Here is a 23921-nt window from a genome sequence, read left to right as displayed (position 1 = left end):
TATAAATAAAAAGATTGATGCGAATTCTCACATCAATCTTCTTTATTATTGTTGTTTCTCATATACGTGGTAATAATACGTATACGGGTTTTTTTCATCTGTTAAACCTTTTTCTACAAAAATCTCTTTCCAATTTGTCATATCCATTTCTGGGAAGAATGTATCTCCTTCAAATGCATAATGAATTTTTGTTATATACAACTTGTCTACGTATGGTAAAAAGAGATCGTAAATTTGCGCTCCGCCAAAAATAAAAATCTCTTCTTCATTTTTACATAGTTCGAATACTTCTTCTACAGAATGAACAACTTCACATCCTTCAACGTGATATCCTTCATTACGAGTTACAATAATATTACGTCTTCCAGGCAGCGGTCTACCAATCGCTTCATAGTTCTTTCTTCCCATAATAAGCGGGTGACCCATCGTTGTTTTCTTCACGTATTGTAATTCACTCGGTAAACGCCAAGGTAAATTATTATCTTTACCAATTACTCTATTTTCGTCCATTGCGACCATAAATGAAACAATCATTTTTTCATCTCCTCTACAATTATACTGCAACCGGTGCTTTAATTGCTGGATGTGGATCATATCCTTCAATCGTTAAATCTTCCATTTCAAAATCGAAAACAGATTTCACATCTGGATTTAATGTAAGTTTCGGGAATGGACGTGGTTCACGTGCCAATTGCTTTTCTACTTGTTCAAAATGATTTGTATAAATATGTGCATCACCAATTGTATGAACAAATTCTCCTACTTCAAGACCACATTCATGTGCAATTAAATGTGTTAGCAGTGAATAGCTTGCAATGTTAAATGGAATTCCAAGGAATATGTCACCACTTCTTTGATATAGCTGACAAGAAAGTTTCCCATCCGCTACATAAAATTGGAATAATGTATGACAAGGGGGTAATGCCATACTTGGTACGTCTTCAGGATTCCAAGCAGAAACGATTAAACGACGTGAGTCTGGTGTTTTTTTAATCATTTCAATTACATCTTTTAATTGATCAAGTGTCTCACCAGCTGTCGTTTTCCAAGCTCGCCACTGTTTACCGTAAACGTCTCCTAAATAACCATATTTATTTGAGAAATCATCATCTTCTAAAACGTTCTTTTTAAACAATTCCATCTGCTCATCGTACTGTACTTTAAATTCTTCATCTTGTTGTGAGCGAAGACCAAAATCCGTCATGTCAGGACCAGTATACTCATCACTTTCTACCCAGCTCTTAAACGCCCATTCATTCCAAATATTATTATTATGCTGCAATAAATAGCGAATATTTGTATCACCTTTCATAAACCAAAGTAGTTCACTTGCTACAAGGCGAAATGGTACTCTTTTTGTCGTTAATAAAGGAAATCCTTTACTCAGATCAAAACGCATTTGATATCCAAATACAGATACAGTTCCTGTCCCTGTACGATCTTCTTTCTTCGTACCATGTTCCATTACATGGCGGCATAAATTTAAGTATTCATTTTCAGCATGTTTCATATGTAGGAAAACCTTCTTTCAATCGTATATGCAATTTATCATAACATGAAAAATGGTAAATTTAATAATCCTAATTAATAAAATTTCTTCCGCTAATTCTTACAAAATTATTAACTTTCCAAATTTAAAAAGGTTTTCATTTTCTATTACCGAAAGTATAGTGCGGTAGAACAAAATTTATATTTGGAGGTTAGAAGTATGTCTAAAATTGAAACGCCTGTTATGACTTCTTTACAAACAGCGGTTGAAAAAATGATGAAGGATTTAAATGTTCCTGGTGCTGCTGTCGCTGTTATAAAAGACGGTGAAGTTATTATTTCAGAAGGTTTCGGCTATCGTAATATAGAAACAAAAGAGGCTGTTACACCGAATACTCGATTCGCAATCGGTTCCTCAACGAAAGCATTTGGCACACTTTCATTAAGCTTGTTAGCACAGCAAAAAAAGTTTAATTGGGATACCCCTATCCAGTCTTATATACCTAACTTTACTTTATCTGAACTACTTGCTAGCTCACAAGTTACAGGACGGGATTTAGCTTCTCATCGAACTGGAGTGAGTCGTCATGAGGCTCTTTGGTATAGTTCTTCCTTATCTCGAAAAGATCTCGTTGAAAAAATAAAACATTTACCACTTGATGCACCGTTCCGGACTGCATTTCTATATAACAACTTAATGTATGCAACAATTAGCTACATTGTTGAAAACATTACAAATCAAACGTGGGAGCAATACACTACAGAACATATTTTAGAACCTTTAAATATGAGACATACAAACTTCTCTGTTAACGATTCACAAACTACAGATGATTATGCTTTACCTTACATTGAAAATGACGGTGAAATAAAAGCAGTTCCATTCCGTAACATCGATACAGTTGGCGCTGCTGGGTGTATTAATTCCACAATTGAAGATATGGCAAATTGGGTACTTCTCCACTTAAATGAAGGAAAATTTGGAGATCATGAATTAATCTCCTCTGAATTATTACAACAAATGTATACACCACACAATTCAATTCCAGACCAACCGGTTTTATCACTCCCTGAATCTCCATTAAATAGTTACGGTCTTGGTTGGTTTATTAGCGCTTATCGTGGTAAAAAAGTGATTCATCATGGCGGTAATATCGATGGATTTTCAGCGCTTGTTTCATTTATACCAACAGAAAACATAGGCCTTGTCATTTTAACGAATGCTGGAGGAACATTACTTCCTACTTATCTCGCTAATCAAATTTATGACGAACTACTTGAATTAGAATCCATTGATTGGCATAAACGTGCTGTAGAAGATACTAAAAAAATGAAGGAAATGATGAAAGAAGCAACTGAATCCCTCCCTGAACAAATTAAAGGGACTACACCTTCGCACAAGTTAGAGGATTATACTGGTACTTTTGAACATCCTGCATACGGAACATTACAAGTATACAAACGAGATGATTCGTTATATGTACAATTTATGGAAATGGATATTCAATTAGGGCATCATCATTACGACATCTTCTCCGCAAAAGTTGACTTATTCCAAATGAAAATGAGCTTATTATTCGCTTATGAAATGAATATAAGTGGTGAATTCCCATCCCTTCAGTTACATGTACCTGCTATGTTAAGTACACAGCCGCTTACATTTAAGAAAATTAAATAAGTATTTTGATGGTAAAAAATAAAGGTAGGTGCGAATCACACCTACCTTTTCTATTTCATATCAATCTTATCTGGTTGAAACCAACTTGGTTTTGATAACTCAAAGTTTTTATGATCTTCCAATACAATAGTAAGACGCTCTAACGTATCATCCAACATATGTGGTGCTGCTCTTAATGTCCAGACAACTGATGAGAAAACTGTCATGCCAACGTACACCGCATATAATTTCCAGAACTCCTCTGGTATTCTCCTATTAAAGTATCCTTCTATTTGTCCGATTGAATACGGAATACTAATGTCCCTTGCAAATAGTGCAATTTTCACGAAATCATGCAGTGGATCGCCCCAGTCATAACCATTAAAATCAACTACACCTACATATTTCCCATCCCGTACAATTATATTTTCTAAATGAAAATCATCGTGTTGAAATCGATTTGGGCGATCCTTTACATACATTTCATTTTCATCTATAAACTTAATAATCTTATCATCATTTTTTATTTTTATTCCGCATGTTTTGTATGCTTCTAAATATTTACTATGTTTTTTCATTGCTCTTTCATGCCATGGAAGTATATCATTAGGAGCTTCATATGTATGCATTTTTGCTAAATCTTTTCCTGCCTCTATGCCAATATCATATTGTTCTTTTGGTGAATACGTAGGCAATAGCTTCTTCGCATCTTCCCCTTCTAAATATGAAAAAATACTATAGCATACACCTTCTTCTTCCAATATACCTATTTCAATTGGCCTTTGTACCTGTACGTTACGTTTTACCATTTCATTTAAAATTTGAAACTCTATTTTCTTTCTTTCATACTCTTTTATATCTCCTGTCCGAAATAAATATTTTTCATTATTTGCATTCGTAATTACATATTTCTTATCTGGAGAGAAACCTTTAGAAATTTCTTCAATATTCGCTGCATCTTTTACAATTTGTATATTGTTTTGCCGTGCTGTAATTATCTTCATATCTATTCCCCTTATATTTCTGCATTTGGTGTATAGGCTACTTCTACAATAAATCCATTCGGATCGTAAAAATCAATCGTATAGTACCCTTCTGAATAATGATTCATTTCAATTAAACCACGTATTACCTTCACTTTCGTACTAGAAAGAAAATCTACTACTTCATCAACTACTTCTCTATGAATAGCTTGATAACAAATATGTCTAGGACCTAACGTCCTTACGATTTCCTCATCTACTTCTTTAAATTATATTTCACTTTCTCCCGTGCTATATGCTACTTCATTTAACTTTCTCCATCCAATTATCGGAAACAACTTATCATAATAAGAAATGGATTCCTCTAAATTTGCTACTCAAAATTCAATATGATGAATACACTCCTTGTACTACTTGCACAATTTCCATCGGCTTATGAACCATATAATCGGGTGCATCTTTTTTCACTGTTTCAATGACATCATATCCCCAAGATACCCAAATTACGTTTACCCCAGCCTTTTTACATGCTACTACGTCTCTCTGTTCATCACCGACATATAACATATCTTTCTCAGTTATTTTTTTCGATTTTAAAAATCTTTTTATCATCTTGTCTTTACCGAACAAATTTTTAGAACAATACACTTCTTGTATATTTTCTATATCATTCTTTTGTAAAAATGCTCGAATATGCTCTTCTGAATTAGATGATATAACCGCAATACCGTATCCTTTTTTATGTAGTTCATCTAATACATCCTTCATTCCATGGAATAAAACGAGATCTTTTATAGCAGGCTGATATAATTTATAAAACTCTAACGCTAATATCGGTAGTTTGTACAGTGGTACATCGAGTTGTTTACATCTCTCTGACATCGTTAATTTACGTAAATACTCAATTTCTTCTTCCCTTACCGTTTTATACCCGTGTTTTTCAGCAAGTTGATTATAAATTGGTACAAATATATTTTGTGAATCTACTAATGTGCCATCAAAGTCAAAAACAATATATTTTTGCATTCCCATACTCCCTTTGCTGCTTTTTTTCTAAACCTATCATATTCAACACCATAGTTGTCTTACCCTTCTATAAACATAAAAAAAGAACAAGATTTTCTCTTGTTCTTTTTAAGAAAGCCATTTTGGCGGTACATTCGTATTCCAATAAATATTCCCTAACTCATGATGTCCAGAGTATCCATCATCAAAACGATGATAGTGGAAATTAAAATAATAACCATCTTGCGGTGGATGATCTCTTCTTACATGGAAACGCAATAAGTCATTTCCTGTTTGCGTATCGTAGACGTGAAAAATCTTTTCATTATTTCCACCAGCTGGTCTTTGAGAAATCGCTAATGATTGCAATGACTCCTCTGGTACATCATTGGCAAGTTCAGCAATTGCCTCTTCAATCTTTGGTAATATTACATCTTTAAATTCATCTTCAATTACTGGGCCAATTTTAGTACCAAACTTTTGCATCGACTGTTTTTCTGCTTCTTGCATCGCATAAGTAATAAAAGTATCGGTGGTTAACCTGTCATTCGTTTCTTCATATGTATAGGACGTACTCTCCAAATTTTGTTGCCCAGCTGTGCTCGTAGGCTTGTCCGCAGCTTTGGCATTATCAAGCAATATGGAAGGAGGCGTCACTAAACCAAATGTAAATACGGTAATTAATGCGACTAAGGTTTTTCTAAACCAATTTGGCATTTATGTTCCCTCCCCTTTCACTCATTATTTTTTATATAACGGTGGTTTCTTCTATTATACAAAATGATTATAATTTTTGCACTTTACAATTTTGTTAACGTTCACATATTTTTCACTTGAATATGAAATTGTAAGATTTCATACAATATTAATACCACAATATTGAGGAGGCACTTGAATGACTTTAGATGTCATGTATTCCGCCGCAAGCATACTCGTTTTAGTATATTTTATTTATCAATGTGTTACAGACTAGAAAAAGAGCCGTCAATGGCTCTTTTTTAATGGTAAAAATACAATCCATACAATTAATAAAATAAAAATAATGCCACCAATCACAGCTGGCAATAAATAAAACTGGGCAAGTATAACTATTCCATACAAAAGTATTGCTGGTAGTAGTAAATAACGATTTGCCTTCCATCTTAACAAAAGTAAGTTCCCTTCATCACAATATAAATGAAGAAACATCTTATTCGTAAATTCATTCCAATAATCACGTGCATAGCGAGAAATTGCAACTACAGCAAATACGAGAACAATAGCTGCAATCCACCTAGGAGTCATAATTATACTTGCAGTACTGATACATACAATTTGAATATAAAATATTCGTGCAGTACTTGTACGGAAAAATTCTTTCAAAAAAGATTCGACAATACGAGAATCAGCTTTTTTTCCTAATAGTCTTTTAGAGTACGGAAACATCCACGGTTTTTTATTCGAACTACTCGGTTTAGCCGCATGACCACCAACTTGCATAATTCCGCTCGTCCAGCGCATGCTTTCCTCTTTTTCTTTCTTAATTTCTTTAAAAAAGAACTTTTTATAATTCATTTTCGCTTTTACTAATACACTACTTAAGAAAATTACTAAACCGATAAATAGAATTGAATAAAATGGATTTTTATAAATAAAAAATAAACTAATTCCCAAAAAGGACACGCTCATAGAAAATACTACATTTTTTACAATCCATAAAACCCATCGTTTCTCCGCATGTACATGAATAAATCTCGTTAACAACGACATCATAAATCGAAATATAGTAAAGAATACCCAAAATAATAGGACTTGTATCTCTGTTACTCCGATACTTTTCATCAACACCGGTAACATAATAACGACTAATATTATATTCGTTATCGCTATTCGAACAAATGTGTACATCATGCCATACTGGACTAATTTTTGCATATGTGTTGCATACGAAATTAAAAATAAACTATCCGCTTGCTCAAAAAATGAACGAACTCCTCTCGGATATGTTACTAGATAAAATGCGAGTAATCCTAATCCGAAATAAATCGTCTCTTCCGTTGATAATTCATTTATCCATAGTGACCTATAATAGATTCCCATAAATATAAGTGCTGGTATAATAATATATAATGCGACTGTCCAATCTGTTACCGAACGTATAGACTTCCACTTCCGCTGAAGCTCATGACGTAATCTTTTATAAAATTGTTGTTTAATCATGTTGTTCACGCCTTACGATTACATCAAAGCAGTCTAGTAATGAGCTACCCGGCATTTCCGCTAACATTTGAATAGATTCTAAATGTCCATCTGCGACTAATGTACCTTGTGAAATGAGTAAAAATCTTTCACAAATTTTTTCAGCAGTATCCAATACGTGCGTACAAAGTAAAATTCCTGCTCCGCGCTCTTTTTCTTTATATAAATAACTTAAAAACTCTTTCGTAGCTACTGGATCTAAACCGATAAAGGGTTCATCAATGATATAAAAATCTGGCTCAGTTAAAAACGCCAATATTAGCATCGATTTTTGTTTCATACCTTTTGAAAACTTTGATAAATACTCATGTTTATGCTTATCCATTCGAAAAGTATGTAATAATTGTTCCGCTCGTTCTTCCCAGCTTCCCATTTCACTTCCACGAGCAGCCATTAATAATTCAATATGTTCCCAGAGCGTCAAGTAATCATAGTATGTTGGATGTTCTGGCACGTATGCATACGGATTTTTCTTTTTACCGAATGATATTTCACCGTCCATATTTACAAGTAATCCGAGCATCGTTTTTATCGTCGTACTCTTCCCAGCACCATTTGCTCCAATAAGAGCAACTAGTTCACCTTTTTCAATAGAAAAAGCTATATCATGAATTGTTTTTTCGCCTATTTCATATCCGGCTGAGCGGATATTTACTTCTAACATGCATTTCCCCTCTTTCCATTTCCAATACAATCAAGGAAAAGAATAACATATAACTATCTATATATCATTATAAAATATTTATTTTCATAGCAGGAAAAAACATTTTTTAACAGAATATTAAATGTTTGATTACATTTTATTGGAGTGGATAATATGTCTTTTCAAATTCGTGAAGCAACGATAGATGATATAGACGCACTTTGTTCTTTAACGAAAGAATTAAAAGGTTCCTCTATTTCCTATGAAGATATGAACAACCGATTACAATTCGTACAAATGAGTCCGTTTGATTTTTTATATGTTTACGAGGAAGAAGAAGCTATATTTGGATTACTTGGATTTCGTATACGTGAAAATTTAGAAGATGTAACACGTTATGGAGAGATTTCAATTATTAGCGTCGATTCTAACATACGACGGAAAGGCATTGGACAAGTGTTGATGGATTATGCAGAGCAATTAGCAAAGAAACATAATTGCATTGGCACATGGCTAGTTAGTGGAACAAAAAGAGTAGAAGCTCATCCTTTTTACAAAAAATTAGGATATGAAGTAAATGGCTACCGATTTGTAAAACATTTTTAAACTACTTATAATTGAAGGGACTATAACTATGACAAACATTAAAGCAATTTTCATTGATCGTGACGGTACAATTGGTGGTGACACTACAATACATTATCCAGGATCTTTTACATTATTTCCATTCACAAAAACATCCTTGCAAAAACTAAAAGCTAAAAATATAAAAATTTTCTCTTTCACAAATCAACCTGGTATCGCAGATGGAATAGCAACTGTATCCGATTTTGTACAAGAATTAGAAGGCTTCGGTTTTGATGATATTTATGTATGTCCTCATAAACACGGTGATGGTTGTGAATGCCGTAAACCAAGTACAGGCATGCTGCTTAAAGCAGCAAAAAAACATGGGCTTGATTTAACACAATGTGCTGTAGTTGGTGATCGCTGGACTGATATTGTTGCAGGAGCAAAAGTAAATGCGACAACAATTCTAGTCCGAACAGGCGCTGGGTATGATGCTTTGCATACGTACCGAGACAAATGGGCACATATTGAACCAAACTACATTGCAGATAACTTTGAAGATGCAACAAACTGGGTTTTAAATCAACTATAATACAAATGAAGATTTTGATGCACTCAAAATAATTTAAAACATAGTTAAAATAGCCTTTTTGGCAAATAATTGTCTTCCACAAAACGGATTACCTCAAAAGGTAGCAAGTTCCCTTTTGATACGCAAACATTGCAATTCAAATTTTATTTTTTATTAGTAACAGCAATTAACGTAAAGAAGGAATAGCTTAGTGGCTATCCCTTCTTTATTGACTTCTATTATTTACATTTGTTATCTTTTTTTATTGAGTATTCTCATCGTTTTTATACTCCAAAATATCCCCTGGCTGACACTCCAAAGCTTTACATATCGCTTCTAATGTTGAAAAACGAACCGCTTTTGCTTTCCCATTTTTCAAAATAGAAAGATTCGCCATCGTAATTCCAACCTTCTCCGAAAGCTCCGTTACACTCATTTTTCGTTTTGCTAACATGACGTCAATATTAATAATGATTGTCATATCCGCCACCTCAGACCGTCAAATCATTTTCTGATTTTATGTTAATTGCCTCTTGTAGAAGTCGTTGGAGGATAGCAGCAAAAACAGCGATAACGAGAGAAGCAAAAACGATAATAAGTCCCACTAACCCAATAGGAGGGTCCATTTTTTTCGCTATAAAATGAAAAAGTGGTAAACCTAATACATACAAACCACTGATTGTAACTGCACAGCGCTTTATATTCTTTAACGCCTTTACAGATAATTCCGAGAACGCTGTGTTCTCATCAATGTACTGTAAAAGATTGAAAGCCTGATAAAGAGCAACGTAAAAAGGCACAGCTGCTCCATACATCACAATGAAAACAAGATATTTTATCAGAGTAATATTAGGATACAAATTCGCTGCGAAATTCGCCATTTCCGGCACTAAAAATATGCATAAAGCAAGTACTGCAATTCCAACAAGAAAAATAATTACTTTTAAGAACGTTGTTGAACTTCGTTTAAGATTCATTTACAATACCTCATTTATTTAATGATAACATAATTTTATCATATTTTTTATCGTTTAACAATAAATAAATATCGTTTTCTTCATATTTAATTTAGGCAAAAATAAAAAAGAATTTCTCATTACAAAGAAATTCTTTTTCTTGAAAATGTCTCTTTCAACTTAATTTTTTAAAACGTTAATTCGTAATGGAAATAACGATTATCTCTCAAATAACCATTTTCAGCATATAATCGTTGTGCTGATAAATTATCAATCTCTGTTTGCAATTTTACACCTTTTGCTCCATTCTCTAATGCGTATTCTTTAGCAGCTTCTAATAATTTTTTACCTGTTCCGGCTCCACGCTTCGCCGCTTGTACAAATAAATCATTTAAAATCCATAATTCTTTCATTGAAATGGAAGAAAATGATGGATATAGTTGTGTGAACCCAATATATTCGCCGTCTTCAACTGCTACGAAAATAACGGACTCTTTTTTCTCAATTCGATTTCGTAAAAATACTTTTGCACCTTCTAAATCAGAATCCTGCCTATAAAACATGCGATAGTTATTAAAAACTGATGCTAGTCCATCTAAATCTGCAATTGTTGCCTCATATATTCTCATTTTACTCCATTCCCCTTCCAATACTGTCTCATTATATCGGTTGCCCATTTAGGCTGGTGTATTTCTTCTTTCGGCATAAACTCTTTCATTATTGGTTTTATATCCAATATAGGAGTACCATTAATAGCATCTAATCCCTCAACAATAATTGATTTACCTTCTCTTTTGATCACCTTTACAATTGTTACACCTATGCGATTCGGGCGATTTTTTCCGCGCTGTGCAAAAATACCTACTTCAGGATAATCTTTATTATTTCTAGGATGTCTAGCAAAATACTGAATTTGCTCGTCAGTTACTTTATGAAAATAAAAAACAACTTCAATATGGGAAAAATCTTCAATCCCTTGTATACTTTCTTCTGCATACATTTCAGTTAAAGTTATACGGGATCTTACTTCTCCCCACTCATCATCTTTTATTTCCTTTCTTTCATTATGTACAAATGCGATTGGTTGAACTGAAAACATACGCATTCCCCCTTAAATGTAACCACTTACATTATAAAATATTTTCTGAATATTTTCCAGATATATGAATTAAGTTTACATAATATAATTATAATCTATTTATCTAGAGCTACCTTGACTGCTTCAATTGCATGTATATGAGTCGTATCAAATATCGGGACAGATACGTTTTCTTGCTTTATTAATAACCCTATTTCTGTACAACCTAATATGATTCCCTGTGCTCCTTTTTGCACTAACTCTTCAATGACTCTTTTATAATATTCTCTAGATTGAGATACTATTTTTCCTAAACATAATTCTGTATATATTACTTTATTTATTTCTTTTCTATTTTTTTCTGATGGTACTATTACTTTTATATCATGCTCTTCAATACGTGACTTATAGAAATCTTGCTCCATTGTATATTTAGTTCCAAGCAGACCAACCTTTTGAATGTCTTTTCTTTTAATTGCTTTTGCAGTTGCATCGGCAATATGTAAGACTGGAATATCAATTTTCTCCTTTATTTTTCCAACTACCTTATGCATTGTATTTGTACAAATGATTATAAAGTCTGCTCCTCCCTTCTGTAATGAATACGCCGCATTCGCTAAAACTTCACCTGCTCCATTCCAATCTCCTCTAGACTGGAATCTTTCAATCTCTTCAAAGTCCACACTATTAATCAAACATTTTGCTGAATGTAGCCCTCCTAATCTCTTTTTTATTTCTTCATTAATAATTCGATAATATTCAGAAGTTGATTCCCAACTCATACCACCTATAAGACCTATCGTTTTCATACAAACACCTACCTAAACTATTTTTATAAAACTAATAACAACGTTTTATTATGTATATTATACATAATAAAACAAGACTTTAAGTTTGGAATATAAAGTCTTGTTTTAACGGAAAATACGGAAATAATAAAGAATAATTCTACTTTCATTTCCAAGGAAATTTTTATAGAATATTCTGAAATTAATAATCTGATTTTTTTATGAATTCTTTATACTTATAATTAAAACACTCTCGATACAGCTCTTTGATTTCATCATATGATGGAACACGTGGGTTATTAGCTGGGCTACCACTTTCAATTGCATCTGATGCCATTTTAGAAATAGCATTTTCAAATTCAATTTCATTGATTCCGTATTCTTTTAAATTTGGAATACGAAGATCAAAGCAAAGTTTTTTTATTTCACCAAGCGTGTAGTCTGCTACTTCCTCATCAGAATTCGAATACAAATCCTTATTTAAACTACGTCCAATTTTTGCTAACCTTTTCATTGCACTTGTTTTTGTAAACTCTAACACTGTAGGTAATAGTATGGCATTTGATATTCCATGCGGTACATGAAATAATGCTCCCACTGGCCTTGACATTCCATGAACTAATGTAACTGATGCATTAGAAAATGCAATTCCAGCTTGTAAGGAAGCAATCATCATCGCTTCTCTTGCCTCCATATTACATCCATCTTCATATGCTATACGTAAATATTTCATAATACTTTCAATAGCTGAAAGAGCTAGTACATCTGTAAGTGGTTGTGAAACTTTAGAAATATACGCTTCAATTGCATGACATAACGCATCTATCCCTGTTGCTGCCGTAATTTGTGGTGGTAATGAACTTGTCAAAACTGGATCTATAATTGCTACTTTCGGTATAAAACTAGGATGCTTCATCATCATTTTTACATCTGTTTTTTTATTCGTAATTACTGCTACACTTGTAACTTCCGATCCAGTACCAGAAGTTGTTGGAATTGCAATAAGTGGTAGTGGGTTGTTTTCTATTTCAATATCCTTTTGGACATAATCCTCAACTTCTCCACCATTTGTATATAAAACCGCTACTGCTTTCGCAGCATCAATACAACTTCCACCACCAATACCGATAATAAAATCACACTTTTCCTCTTTACAAAGAGATAACGCTTCTAACACGTGTATATTTGTAGGCTCAGCATCTACTTTATTATATGTACTAACAGTAATACTTTTCTTATTTAGTTGTTGTATACACTTTTCAACATATCCTAATTTCTCCATAATTGTATCAGTAACTATAAAAGCTCTTTTCCCTAACTTTTTTGATTGTTCCCCCAGTTTTTCAAGCGAATTCCTTCCATATAATACCGACTTTGGCATACGAAACTCAGAAACTTCTTGCAAGTACTCCACCCCTTCTTATCCTAATTAATATTTTATGATATAAATTATCGATTTGATGAATCTTTACGATTCGAATGTTTAATAGAGTCCTGTTAAAGTATAGAACGCGATAACTAAAAATACAGCAACCGTTTTCAAAATTGTAATAGCAAATATATCTTTATAGGACTGTTTATGTGTTAATCCTGTTACTGTAAGAATAGTAATAATAGCCCCGTTATGCGGTAGTGTATCCATTCCTCCTGATGCCATTGATACGATACGGTGCATAACTTCTAATGGAATATCAAATTGATTGGCCGCTGCAATAAATTTATCTCCCATTGCACTTAATACTATTCCCATACCTCCTGATGCAGAGCCTGTAATTCCAGCTAAAATATTCGTCGTTACTGCACCATTCACTAACGGATTTGTGAAAGTAGCAGAGATACCATCTCTCATAATTGCGAAGCCTGGAAGTGCTGCAATGACACCACCGAATCCAAACTCAGCTCCTGTATTCATCGTTGCAAGTAGTGCTCCACCAATACTTGTATTCAATCCAGCTTGGAAACCTGTTACTACTCGCTTCCAATATAATAATAACGTTGTTAAGATCCCTATAATAAGTGCCAATTCTACAGACCAGATTCCTACTACTGCACTTAATTCTACTTTTCCAAATGCTTTCATACCAATTGCAGAAAAATCAAAACCGCTTGGATACCACTTCGGTATCATAATAGTAAACACTTTATTCATTACACCTACTAAAATAAGTGGTATAAATGCAATAAGTTGTTGTGCTCTTGTGATTTCAATGTTATTAATTAATGGCATATTTTTTTGTTCTAATTGCAAAGATGCTGCCATTTCAGTATTTCCATCATTAAAACCAAAATATCCTTCACCTGCTGCTTTTGCCTTCTTACGTCTACTCTCTAAATATAGTAAACCTAATGTAAGAACAAAAATTGCTCCTACAATCCCAAGTATCGGTGCAGCATAAATATCCGTTTTAAAAAATGTTGTAGGTATTACATTTTGAATTTGTGGTGATCCAGGTAGCGCATCCATTGTAAACGTTACTGCTCCAAGAACAATCGTTCCAGGGATTAAACGTTTTGGAATATTAGCTTGTCGAAACAACTTAGCTGCGAACGGATAAACAGCAAACACTACTACATACACACTAACACCACTATACGTTAAAATAGCCCCCATTAATACAATCGCTAATATAGTACGTTTTTCACCAACTAACTCAATAATCGTTTTTGCGATAGAATCTGCAATTCCTGACATTTCCACTACTTTTCCAAATATTGCTCCTAATAAAAACACAGGAAAATATAACTTTATAAATCCAACCATTTTCTCCATAAAGATATTAGAAAAGAAAGGTAATACATAACTAGGTTCTGTCAAAAATACTGCAAATAATGCAAATATTGGTGCGAATAGAATAACAGAAAAGCCTCTGTATGCTACGAACATAAGTAAACTTAGTGCTAATAATATAATAACTAACTCCAATTTTACCCCTCCATTAAACAGAATATTCTAAATTTTATCGATAAACTTCTACTAATCTTTTAATTCTGACATCCCTCCTCTTATTCATACAATTTTTTCATGCTAAAAATGTCTAATTATAAATATTCGATTACATATGAAAAATCCCTTTAAACAGAAACGAATTCCTCATCATACGTTATAAAGGGATTGCTAGCATCTATATTTACTAATTTATTAAACTTTTTTCTGCACAAAAATGATACAGTTCTTCAACATCTTTCACTATGTAAGTCGCACTAACTTCAGTCAGTTCTTTCTCACAGCCATAGCCATATAAAACACCAATTGAAGCAATTCCATTCTGATTCGCACCTATTATATCGTGCTTTCTATCACCAATCATTATCATTTCTTCTTTATTTAGTTCTTCATTTGTTTGTAAAATATGAGCAATTATTTCTTCTTTTTTTATTCTCGTACCATCTAAATTACTTCCAATGATATCTTCGAAATAATTCGTTAATTGAAAATGCTCTATAACTTGTTTCGCAAATACAGTGGGCTTTGAAGTAGCTACGAATATGCGATTTCCTGAACTTTTTAATTGTTGCAAGAGCTTCAGAATCCCCTCGTATACATTATTTTCAAACAATCCACGCTGCTTTAAATACTCACGGAAGTAAAAAACTGCACGTTCAACCTCTCCTTCACTCATATTATATCTCTCTACGAATGATTGCTGAATAGGAGGACCTATAAATGAATCTAACTCACTTATATGTACTTCTTCAATTCCTACTTTTTTTAACGCATACAAAACCGAATTTACAATCCCTTCTTTCGGATCCGTTAAAGTTCCATCTAAATCAAATAGAAATGTTTTATACATGTTTCATTCCTCCACTTAATTTGCTGTATAAATAACTGCTAACATCTCTTCCACTTCTCCCTATTATACTATCATTATCTATTTTTTCGAAAAATCAATTTCCATATGTCACATACTTTCAGTTACAAAATACGATAGATATGATAAAGTAAAAAAGTTACAATTATTTTAATAGAAGCTGGTGAAACAAATGTCAATTACGTTAATTTTTATAATGGCTTTCACAATTGTAATCCACGCAGTTGAAACAAGCTCTTATAGTATTCGATTAGCGGGGGTTCGTTTAAAGAAGATTGCTGTCGCATTATCCGTCGTAGGAATCGTATTACTCATTTCAAGAACGTCAAACTTACTACAAGCCTTTTTACTTGGCGGGATTGTGGACGAAGCAAAACTAGATCCTTCTATTGATTTAGAGCATATTATACGTCTTGTACTATTATCTGCTTCTATCGGTACATTGCTTGCGATTATACTGTATCCAACTTTGACAAAACTATTTGGATATGTCATTCAAAACTTTGAAACAGACGGTTCTTTCATTCGAATGATGAAAACGAATAACATTCAAAAATTAAAGTACACAAAAAAATATGTCCGCTTTCCAAAGTTAGAAATGATTCATAGACTGCGTATCGGCGGTATTCCAAAGCGTATAATGCTTATTAACATGTTCGCTACTGCAATTTATACAGCGGGAGTTCTTTCCGCACTATATGCTTCTTTTTTAATTCCAGCTTTCGCAACAAAAGCCACTACAGCTTCTGGTCTTATTAATGGTTTTGCTACTATTTTATTAACAGTGCTACTAGATCCACGTATTGCTCTTTTAACAGAGCGAGCTCTTCAATCAGAAGAAGGTGCTGAAGCAATGAGTAAAATGTATGCTTGGCTAATGATTTCTAGACTTTTTGGTACATTACTTGCTCAACTGTTATTCATACCAGGTGCTTACTGGATTACATGGATTATAAAGCTTATGAATTAAATTTACTCTCTAAAAAAAAGCAGGTGAGATAACAAATGACTATACAAACAGAACAAGATATCATTCGCTTAATAGAAAACGACGAATGGATGATGAATGTATTACAAATGGCAAAATCACTAGAGTTACCTGATTGGTGGGTTTGTGCCGGCTTTGTTCGTTCTAAAATTTGGGATACTTTACACAACTACGAAATAAGAACAGATACGCCTGATGTAGATGTTATTTATTACGATTGTCTACATAAAGACGAAACATATGAAAAGTTATTAGAAACGAAACTAATGAATATGGATGCCACTATCCCTTGGTCAATAAAAAATCAAGCTCGTATGCATGTAATGAATAACATGCCGCCATATTCTTCTTCTGTTGATGCTATTTCTAAATTTCCTGAAACAGCAACGGCATTAGGAGTTACATTAGATGACCAAAACAATATTATATTAGCATCTCCATGCGGAATCGAAGATGTACTTTCACTACAAGTGAAACCAACAGCTCATTTTCTTGAAACAAAAGAACGTATACATATGTACAAAAATAGAGTTATAAAAAAGAATTGGCAAATTAAATGGCCTAACATAACAATCGCTTATCCAGAAATTTAAAAAGGGTGCTTCTCATTTATAGAAGCACCCTTTTCTTCATTTCAAAAAATGAATAATTGTTTCTGCGAATCTATCTGCTTCCTCATAGTGAGGTGAATGACCACTCTCTTCAAATACGATACACTTACCGTTTTGAGCATCTTTATTAATTGTTTCAATTTGTTTTTCACACGTTACTACATCATGTTTTCCTACAATTAATAACATTGAATTCTGTACTTCTTTTATTTTATATAATAATGATTTATGACATGCACCCTCTAATTTTAATCTATCAAAATGAATTTGAGAACGATTTGAAAATACTTCCCACTCTTCATCACTATATAAACTATAGTCTGTTTCATCTTCCTTATAATTGTAAATCTCCATTCTTTTTTCTTCTAATTCAGCGCTTAATCTTATATAAGCTTCTAACAACTCTTCTGAACTAGCATTGCTAGATGAATAAGCAAAGCACTCTTTTGCTACTTCTTCTTTTCCATGCTTTTTTAATAAATGCCCTGTCTTTTGCAACAAAGCTCTACTTGTTAATGCAAAGTCGAAAGTTGGCCCTTCAAATATTATTTTCTCTATTGAACTTGGATATATCGACGCATATAACAATGCTAAATAGCCACCGAAAGAATGTCCAATTGCAGACCACTTTTCAATTTGTAATGCTTTTCTTAGTTCCTCACAGTCTTCAATTAAATCATTTAATCCAAAAGCTTCATCCTCAGTAATTTCTTCTGAGCGACAAACACCTCTTTGATCTATCATAATTACATATAAAGAATCTTTTAAACGTTCCGCTTGGTGAAATGAAAAATCTGAGCAACTCTCTCCTGGACCACCATGCAAGTATAAGACTGGCTTATTTTTAGGATTTCCATGCGTTTCAACGTATAGCTTTTTCCCTCTAATATTCATGTATTTCCCTACTTCTATCAAATTTGCCTTTATGATCATCACCCTCTCTTTTTACTGAATATTATAACATTTAATGTTAAATAATCCCTATTACATTTAAGAAGACGATAATTATTGCAAGTGGTGCTACAAATCGAAGTAAAAATGCCCAACAAGTAAATACTTTCTTTCCATAATTTCCACCTACAAAAAACTCTGCTTCTAGCACCTTCTTCTCCATTTTGAATGAAACGAAAATACTAATAAATAGTGCTCCAAGTGGCATTAATATATTACTAGATAAGAAGTCTACTGCATCAAAAATATTCTTTCCGAAAATCGTAATATCACTCCATACTCCAAATGATAACGCTGATGGGATACCCACTAAGAAAATGCCGAAACCGATCATCCATGATAATTTCGTTCTTTTTTCTTGTTCACCATTTGCTAATGCTGACACTACTGTCTCTAGTAGAGAAAATGCCGATGTTAATGTCGCAAATGTAAATAGTGCAAGAAATACTGTTAAGAACAACCCACCGAATGGAATTTGACTAAATACAGATGGTAATACGATAAATAGTAATCCAGGCCCTTCTGTCGGCTCCATTCCTAATGAAAATACGGCCGGAAAAATAGCAAGACCTGCAAATAATGAAACAAATAAATTCAATCCAACAATTGTTATTGCTGATTTTGGTAAACTTTCTTTTTTATTTAAATAGGAACTATACGTAACCATAATTGAAATCCCGATGCTAATCGCAAAGAATGATTGCCCCATTGCAAACAAAATACTTTCCGAAGTAATCTTTGAGAAATCTGGTTGTAAAAAAAACTTCACACCTTTCATTGCATCATCAAGTGTTAACGAACGAATAATAAGAGCGACAAATAAAACGAACAATGCTGGCAGCATATATTTACTTGCTTTTTCAATTCCGTTTTGTACACCTTTTGATACAACCCAAATCGTAATAAACATAAAAGCGAAATGCCCTATAATCGCCCAAGTGGGATTTCCAATTGTTTCAGTAAATAATGCTCCGTAATTTTGTCCCGGAGTAATCAGTTGTCCAGTTATTCCTCTGAATAAATAAATTAATACCCATCCACCTACAACACTATAAAACGAAAGTAGTATAAAACACGTTCCAACGCCAAGGCGTCCGATCCAGTGCCATCCTGTATTTGGTGCGATGCTTTTAAATGCTCCAACTGCTTGTTTCTGTGTACTGCGTCCAATCATAAATTCAGCTATAAGTAGCGGTAGTCCAATTAAAACAGTAAATAATATAAAGATTAAAAAGAACGCTCCTCCCCCACTCTTCCCAGCGATATAAGGAAACTTCCATATCGCACCAAGTCCAATTGCTGATCCGGCTGCTGCCATTATAAAACCTAATTTCGAAGTCCATTGCTCCGTCTGTTTCATCTCATTTTCCTCCTAATTAAATCTTTTTATATAAATAAATAAATTTTATAGACCTATCCAAATAAACCCTCCATTTCTTCTTCCATATAATAAAAAAATGGCCTAGCATCTCTATATAAAGAGACGCTAAGCCATTTACTTAACGCGGTACCACCCTTATTGATTCCATTATGAATCCACCTTAGTAGTAATCGTTTGATTACAAACCTAATATCGAAGGTTAACCGTTAAGATTTACTAAGAATGTGATTCCGTTCCACCTTACTGCTCCTAGGCGAGTTCAGGATGTCATTTGACTATGTCGCACCAACCCATAGCTCTCTGTACAAATACATGACCTTACTACTCCTATTCAACACATTTTAATATTTAGAATATATTTTCTTTTGAAATTAATATGAAGTATATCTGTTATATTTGTAACTGTCAAGGGGTATATTAATTTTTTTGTCGAAATGGTTCATATTGATAACTCACTTTCACTAAGCTTATTAGCAAAAGAAAGAGTCTATATTTTCACCTTTTCAAACGAACTATAAAAAAAGAATCTTCGCGATAGTCGCGAAGATTCTTTTTACGGTATAAGACGAGTACAATCTCTCGGAAAAGCACTCGCCTCTCGTACATTTGTTAATTCTAATAGTTTATATACAATCCTTTCTAACCCAATTCCGAAACCTCCATGCGGGGGACAACCGTATCGGAATGTATTTAAATAAGATTGAAATTTCTCTGGGTATAATCCTTTTTCTTTAAACGAAGCGAGTAACATTTCATAATTATGAATTCGCTGTGCCCCTGACGTTATTTCTAACCCTTTATATAATAAGTCGAATGAATCAGTAATAGCTGGATTCTCTTTATTTTGCATCGTATACATCGGTCTCGCTTCTTTCGGATAATGTGTAATGAAAACAAATTCACTATTATATGTTTCCTTTACATATTTCCCTAGTAACTTTTCACCTTCTGTATCTAAATCCCCTACAGGAGATTCTTTACGATACTTACTTTTCAAAATTTCTTGTGCTTCTAACAATGTAATTTTAGGTATTTCAGTAATAACAGGTACTTCTATTTGTAATAGCTGTAGTTCTATTTCACATTTTTTCGCTACTTGTTGAAACATATATCGTAAAACATCAGTTTCTAGTTGCATCACTTCATAAAAATCATGAATAAAACCAAGTTCTACGTCTAACGATATATATTCATTCAAATGACGGGAAGAGTTATGATGTTCCGCTCTATATACAGGTGCAATTTCAAAAACTCGTTCTAACCCACCCGCTACCATCATTTGTTTGTAGAACTGTGGTGATTGTGCTAAATAAGCTTCTTTTTGGAAGTATGGAAGCTTAAAAACATTTGCTCCTCCTTCTGCCCCTTGCGAAACAATTTTCGGCGTAAATATACGTGTGAAATCGTTCTCTATAAGAAATTCACTAAAGCTCTGAACGAGTGTAGATTTCACTTTAAAAATCGATGCGGTTCGCTCATGTCTTAGTGAGAGTACCCGCTCATTCAATAGTTGATCTAATCCAACTTGTAACTTCTTTTTGTTTATTTCAAATGGAAGTGGTTCTGCACCGTTTATTACTTTCACTTCATGAGCAAGTACTTCAACACCCAATTCTTTTTTCGATGTCTCGACTATCTCACCGATTACATGGACAACACTTTCTACATCAACTTTATATCCGGCCAATTCATTTTCTAATACACATTGAATTACTCCTGTTCTGTCCCGTAATAATAAAAAACTAACATTTCCAAGGTGCCGAATTTTTTTTACCCATCCTTGAAGTAATACAACCTTTCCACTTTGCTTTGTACATTCTTTTGTGAGTGAACGCTTCATTATTGAATCCATTATTTTTCCCTCCAGTAATTTTATATTTATTTACGTTATTGTTGTCATCGTCATCATCCACGGTCACTCACCCCCTTTCAAAGAATACAAAAATCCGCCCCTATAAATAGGGACGGATTTTTTTCCGCGGTACCACCCAAATTGTCATACTGACCATCTTAGCCCTGATAACGGTAGGTACCGTTTGCTTTTACTAATAATCACGTTCAAAGCAACACTCACAGGTGTCTTTCCATCATGCGGTATCGCAACCTTCCCAGCAACCGGCTGCTCTCTGTAGACCTTTGCATCATGTACTTTTCCTGATCATCACTTTTTATATTTACAGAGTATTCTAACTCTTATTTTTATAGAATGCAAGCCTTTTTAAAATATATTCTGATTTTTCACATCCACTTTTGTACAATCTCCTCTAAAGCCATGCCACGTGAACCTTTCAGTAAAACAACATCTTTTTTCGTTATAACTTTCAATACTTCCTCTGCTATTTTGGCTTTATTATCAAATGACTTTATTTTTCCTGTATGATAGTTCTTTCTTGCTTCTTCCGCTACAATTTCGGCTAACTCTCCATACGTAAATACATATTGAATGCTCTCCTCATTTAACATTTTACCAATTTCTCTATGATATGTTTCAGCTTTCTTGCCTAACTCCAACATATCCCCAATCACTATAATTTTTTTCTTATAGGCATTTAATTTCTGCAACGTTTCAATTGCAACCTTCATGGAGGAAGGACTGGCATTCCATGCATCGTTAATAATTGTAAAACCTGTTTTAGCGGTTAAAAACTGAAAGCGCATTTGTGTAATGTTTATTTGCTGCAATGCTTCTTGTATTTTTTCTATAGGGACTTTGTAAAATTGACCTACAGCGATTCCGACAATCGTATTAAAAATATTATGTTTTCCATGTAAGGGAACATCGTACTGTATTTTTGAATGATTTAATTTAAAATGAACACCATATTCATCTAATTGTACGTTCGTTGGAAACAAATCATTTGTATACTTTCCACCAAACGACTTACTTTCTATACCTAGCATATTAATATTTTGAGAAAGTAATGGCTCATCACCATTATATAAGAACAGTCCACCGTCATTTAATCCGTCTACAATTTCAAATTTAGCCTTCGCAATCTCTTCTCTTGATCCAAGCGTTTCTAAGTGTGACTGTCCAATCATTGTAATGATCGCTACATCTGGCTGTGCTATTTGTGCTAAGTTTCGAATTTGTCCCGTTTCGCTCATTCCCATTTCAAGTATTAAAAACTCTGTATCCTGTTTCATTTCTAAAATCGTTAGTGGTAAACCAATTTGACTATTTAAATTTCCCTTCGTTTTATGCACACGATAAGTTGTACTTAATATCGTGCTTATTATATCTTTTACCATTGTCTTTCCATTACTACCAGTAATTCCGATAACTTTCACATTACTTGTCTTTCGGTAATATCGCGCTATTTTTTGCAGTGCAAGTAATGTGTCATCTACAAAAATAATCGGTATTCCTTTTGGAGGATCACCGTAAGACTTTTTCCATAAAGAAGCAGCCGCACCTTTTTCCATCGCTTCTTTTACATAATCGTGTCCATCTTTCACCCTAATAATCGGAACAAACAAATTCCCTTTCGTAATTTTTTTAGAGTCAATACAGACGCCTTGCATCTCTATATAATGAAATGATTCTTGTAATCCTTCACCATTTACTATCTCTTCCAATTTATTTAATTGTATTTGAATCAAATCGTCACCCTTTTCCATTTTATTACATAAAAGTTGTATTTTTCACGCATATTAATAAAAAATTTTATAGCGAGGTGTGTATATGCAAAAAGCAATTAGTTTCTTTCTCCTATTGTTTTGCCTAATTGTAGTAAACGAAACATACGCCTATTCACCAAAATCTTTACCAATCTCCCAAAACTCTGATCAATGGCAAGTGAATATTGATAAACCGAAAAAAACAAACAAGAATATGCTTCAAGCTAAAAAAGATGAATTTCAAACATATCATTTTTCAGTAAAGAATGTTGGGAATAGTGAGGTATATAACGTAAACGTCGAAGTATTCCGCAACGAACCAAATAAGAAAACGAAATATGAACTCTTTTCCCTAAAGGAAAGTCGTTTAGCAAGTGGAAAAACTGGATTTGAACACACTAATTTACCTGTTGCTACAAAAACAGATGAAGTTGATGTTATTATTACATGGCAAGAGCACCCATTCCGATCGATGCGAAATGGTCAAAAAGTTGAATCTAGAAAATTTAAAGAGCATTTTGTTTTTAAAGAAGCTAAAAAGTAAATGGGATACGGATATATTCACACTATCATTGATATA

Annotated in this window: 25 protein-coding genes, 1 pseudogene and 2 other annotated features; of the genes and pseudogenes, 6 read left to right on the top strand and 20 right to left on the bottom strand. The window is 33.4% G+C overall.

Annotated features, from left to right (window positions below; translation table 11 throughout):
- Window positions 1–45: 45 nt before the first annotated feature.
- Together ACW0JX_RS10645 and ACW0JX_RS10640 are read right to left on the bottom strand one after the other, a co-directional pair.
- Window positions 46–534 (bottom strand): dihydrofolate reductase, encoded by a 489-nt coding sequence (locus ACW0JX_RS10645; RefSeq protein WP_000637207.1) that lies wholly within the window; start codon window positions 532–534, stop codon window positions 46–48.
- A gap of 19 nt (window positions 535–553) precedes the next feature.
- Window positions 554–1510 carry a thymidylate synthase gene (locus ACW0JX_RS10640; protein WP_000679600.1) on the bottom strand — a complete coding sequence of 319 codons (957 nt, stop codon included), beginning with the start codon at window positions 1508–1510 and terminating at the stop codon, window positions 554–556.
- Window positions 1511–1708: 198 nt separating this feature from the next.
- On the opposite strand from ACW0JX_RS10640, the gene ACW0JX_RS10635 reads away from it, so the two are divergent.
- Window positions 1709–3166 carry a serine hydrolase gene (locus ACW0JX_RS10635; RefSeq protein ID WP_144465451.1) on the top strand — a complete coding sequence of 486 codons (1458 nt, stop codon included), beginning with the start codon at window positions 1709–1711 and terminating at the stop codon, window positions 3164–3166.
- Window positions 3167–3216: 50 nt separating this feature from the next.
- On the opposite strand, the gene ACW0JX_RS10630 is transcribed toward ACW0JX_RS10635, so the two are convergent.
- The 6 genes and pseudogenes from ACW0JX_RS10630 to ACW0JX_RS10605 all read right to left on the bottom strand — a co-directional run bounded on the left by ACW0JX_RS10630 (window position 3217) and on the right by ACW0JX_RS10605 (window position 8035).
- Window positions 3217–4149, bottom strand: coding sequence for an aminoglycoside phosphotransferase family protein (locus tag ACW0JX_RS10630; protein WP_069355520.1), 933 nt, complete (start codon window positions 4147–4149; stop codon window positions 3217–3219).
- Window positions 4150–4160: 11 nt separating this feature from the next.
- Window positions 4161–4484: pseudogene (locus tag ACW0JX_RS10625) on the bottom strand (VOC family protein).
- A 28-nt stretch (window positions 4485–4512) separates the two neighbouring features.
- A complete protein-coding gene (locus tag ACW0JX_RS10620; protein ID WP_144465450.1) occupies window positions 4513–5154 on the bottom strand; it encodes an HAD family hydrolase in 642 nt (213 codons plus the stop codon).
- 108 nt (window positions 5155–5262) lie between these two features.
- Window positions 5263–5850 (bottom strand): YpjP family protein, encoded by a 588-nt coding sequence (locus ACW0JX_RS10615; RefSeq protein ID WP_095690996.1) that lies wholly within the window; start codon window positions 5848–5850, stop codon window positions 5263–5265.
- A gap of 267 nt (window positions 5851–6117) precedes the next feature.
- Window positions 6118–7332, bottom strand: coding sequence for an ABC transporter permease (locus tag ACW0JX_RS10610; protein ID WP_098127198.1), 1215 nt, complete (start codon window positions 7330–7332; stop codon window positions 6118–6120).
- On the bottom strand, window positions 7325–8035 hold the full coding sequence (locus ACW0JX_RS10605) for an ABC transporter ATP-binding protein (protein WP_095690998.1): 711 nt from the start codon (window positions 8033–8035) through the stop codon (window positions 7325–7327). The genes ACW0JX_RS10610 and ACW0JX_RS10605 overlap by 8 nt, the downstream gene beginning before the upstream one ends.
- 153 nt (window positions 8036–8188) lie before the next feature.
- Between ACW0JX_RS10605 and ACW0JX_RS10600 the strand changes: the two genes are divergently transcribed.
- Window positions 8189–8620, top strand: coding sequence for a GNAT family N-acetyltransferase (locus ACW0JX_RS10600; protein ID WP_000009776.1), 432 nt, complete (start codon window positions 8189–8191; stop codon window positions 8618–8620).
- Window positions 8621–8648: 28 nt separating this feature from the next.
- Window positions 8649–9176, top strand: a complete 528-nt coding sequence (locus tag ACW0JX_RS10595) for an HAD-IIIA family hydrolase (RefSeq protein ID WP_098127199.1) — start codon at window positions 8649–8651, stop codon at window positions 9174–9176.
- Between the two features lie 241 nt (window positions 9177–9417).
- On the opposite strand, the gene ACW0JX_RS10590 is transcribed toward ACW0JX_RS10595, so the two are convergent.
- From ACW0JX_RS10590 to ACW0JX_RS10555, 8 genes are all read right to left on the bottom strand, one after another.
- Window positions 9418–9636 carry a helix-turn-helix domain-containing protein gene (locus tag ACW0JX_RS10590; RefSeq protein ID WP_000152534.1) on the bottom strand — a complete coding sequence of 73 codons (219 nt, stop codon included), beginning with the start codon at window positions 9634–9636 and terminating at the stop codon, window positions 9418–9420.
- A gap of 10 nt (window positions 9637–9646) precedes the next feature.
- The gene (locus ACW0JX_RS10585) at window positions 9647–10132 is read right to left on the bottom strand and encodes a DUF2975 domain-containing protein (RefSeq protein WP_001050152.1); all 486 of its coding nucleotides are present in this window, start codon (window positions 10130–10132) and stop codon (window positions 9647–9649) included.
- A 167-nt stretch (window positions 10133–10299) separates the two neighbouring features.
- A complete protein-coding gene (locus tag ACW0JX_RS10580; RefSeq protein WP_001223866.1) occupies window positions 10300–10740 on the bottom strand; it encodes a GNAT family N-acetyltransferase in 441 nt (146 codons plus the stop codon).
- Window positions 10737–11210 carry an SAM-dependent methyltransferase gene (locus tag ACW0JX_RS10575; protein ID WP_000493252.1) on the bottom strand — a complete coding sequence of 158 codons (474 nt, stop codon included), beginning with the start codon at window positions 11208–11210 and terminating at the stop codon, window positions 10737–10739. Before ACW0JX_RS10575 ends, ACW0JX_RS10580 begins: the two co-directional genes overlap by 4 nt.
- Window positions 11211–11305: 95 nt before the next feature.
- Window positions 11306–11998: an aspartate/glutamate racemase family protein gene (locus ACW0JX_RS10570; protein WP_088023266.1), complete on the bottom strand. Its 693-nt coding sequence runs from the start codon at window positions 11996–11998 to the stop codon at window positions 11306–11308.
- 181 nt (window positions 11999–12179) lie between these two features.
- Window positions 12180–13382: an iron-containing alcohol dehydrogenase gene (locus ACW0JX_RS10565; protein WP_098127200.1), complete on the bottom strand. Its 1203-nt coding sequence runs from the start codon at window positions 13380–13382 to the stop codon at window positions 12180–12182.
- A 78-nt stretch (window positions 13383–13460) separates the two neighbouring features.
- Window positions 13461–14900 (bottom strand): GntP family permease, encoded by a 1440-nt coding sequence (locus tag ACW0JX_RS10560; protein ID WP_000424326.1) that lies wholly within the window; start codon window positions 14898–14900, stop codon window positions 13461–13463.
- A gap of 208 nt (window positions 14901–15108) precedes the next feature.
- Entirely contained in the window at window positions 15109–15771 is a 663-nt protein-coding gene (locus ACW0JX_RS10555) for an HAD family hydrolase (RefSeq protein ID WP_069355516.1), read from the bottom strand.
- A 190-nt stretch (window positions 15772–15961) separates the two neighbouring features.
- Here ACW0JX_RS10555 and ACW0JX_RS10550 point away from each other — a divergent pair, with 190 nt between their 5' ends.
- Together ACW0JX_RS10550 and ACW0JX_RS10545 are read left to right on the top strand one after the other, a co-directional pair.
- Window positions 15962–16759, top strand: coding sequence for a lipid II flippase Amj family protein (locus tag ACW0JX_RS10550; protein ID WP_000028911.1), 798 nt, complete (start codon window positions 15962–15964; stop codon window positions 16757–16759).
- Between the two features lie 35 nt (window positions 16760–16794).
- Window positions 16795–17370 carry a nucleotidyltransferase family protein gene (locus ACW0JX_RS10545; RefSeq protein WP_095691002.1) on the top strand — a complete coding sequence of 192 codons (576 nt, stop codon included), beginning with the start codon at window positions 16795–16797 and terminating at the stop codon, window positions 17368–17370.
- Between the two features lie 36 nt (window positions 17371–17406).
- On the opposite strand, the gene ACW0JX_RS10540 is transcribed toward ACW0JX_RS10545, so the two are convergent.
- From ACW0JX_RS10540 to ACW0JX_RS10525, 4 genes are all read right to left on the bottom strand, one after another.
- A complete protein-coding gene (locus ACW0JX_RS10540) occupies window positions 17407–18282 on the bottom strand; it encodes an alpha/beta fold hydrolase (RefSeq protein ID WP_141241075.1) in 876 nt (291 codons plus the stop codon).
- A gap of 76 nt (window positions 18283–18358) precedes the next feature.
- Window positions 18359–19699, bottom strand: coding sequence for a sodium-dependent transporter (locus ACW0JX_RS10535; RefSeq protein WP_016081805.1), 1341 nt, complete (start codon window positions 19697–19699; stop codon window positions 18359–18361).
- Between the two features lie 116 nt (window positions 19700–19815).
- Window positions 19816–20064: a binding site (T-box leader), on the bottom strand.
- A 209-nt stretch (window positions 20065–20273) separates the two neighbouring features.
- On the bottom strand, window positions 20274–21572 hold the full coding sequence (gene aspS / locus ACW0JX_RS10530; RefSeq protein WP_459245659.1) for an aspartate--tRNA(Asn) ligase: 1299 nt from the start codon (window positions 21570–21572) through the stop codon (window positions 20274–20276).
- A 105-nt stretch (window positions 21573–21677) separates the two neighbouring features.
- Window positions 21678–21891 (bottom strand) — a binding site (T-box leader).
- Between the two features lie 67 nt (window positions 21892–21958).
- Window positions 21959–23341, bottom strand: a complete 1383-nt coding sequence (locus tag ACW0JX_RS10525) for a UDP-N-acetylmuramoyl-tripeptide--D-alanyl-D-alanine ligase (RefSeq protein WP_141542525.1) — start codon at window positions 23339–23341, stop codon at window positions 21959–21961.
- A gap of 64 nt (window positions 23342–23405) precedes the next feature.
- Here ACW0JX_RS10525 and ACW0JX_RS10520 point away from each other — a divergent pair, with 64 nt between their 5' ends.
- Window positions 23406–23885, top strand: a complete 480-nt coding sequence (locus ACW0JX_RS10520; protein WP_459245658.1) for a hypothetical protein — start codon at window positions 23406–23408, stop codon at window positions 23883–23885.
- Window positions 23886–23921 lie beyond the last annotated feature (36 nt).

The organism is Bacillus sp. C-3-6 (assembly GCF_054509685.1).
The sequence above is the reverse complement of the archived record's forward strand: the minus strand, read 5'-3'. Positions and strand labels throughout refer to the sequence as shown.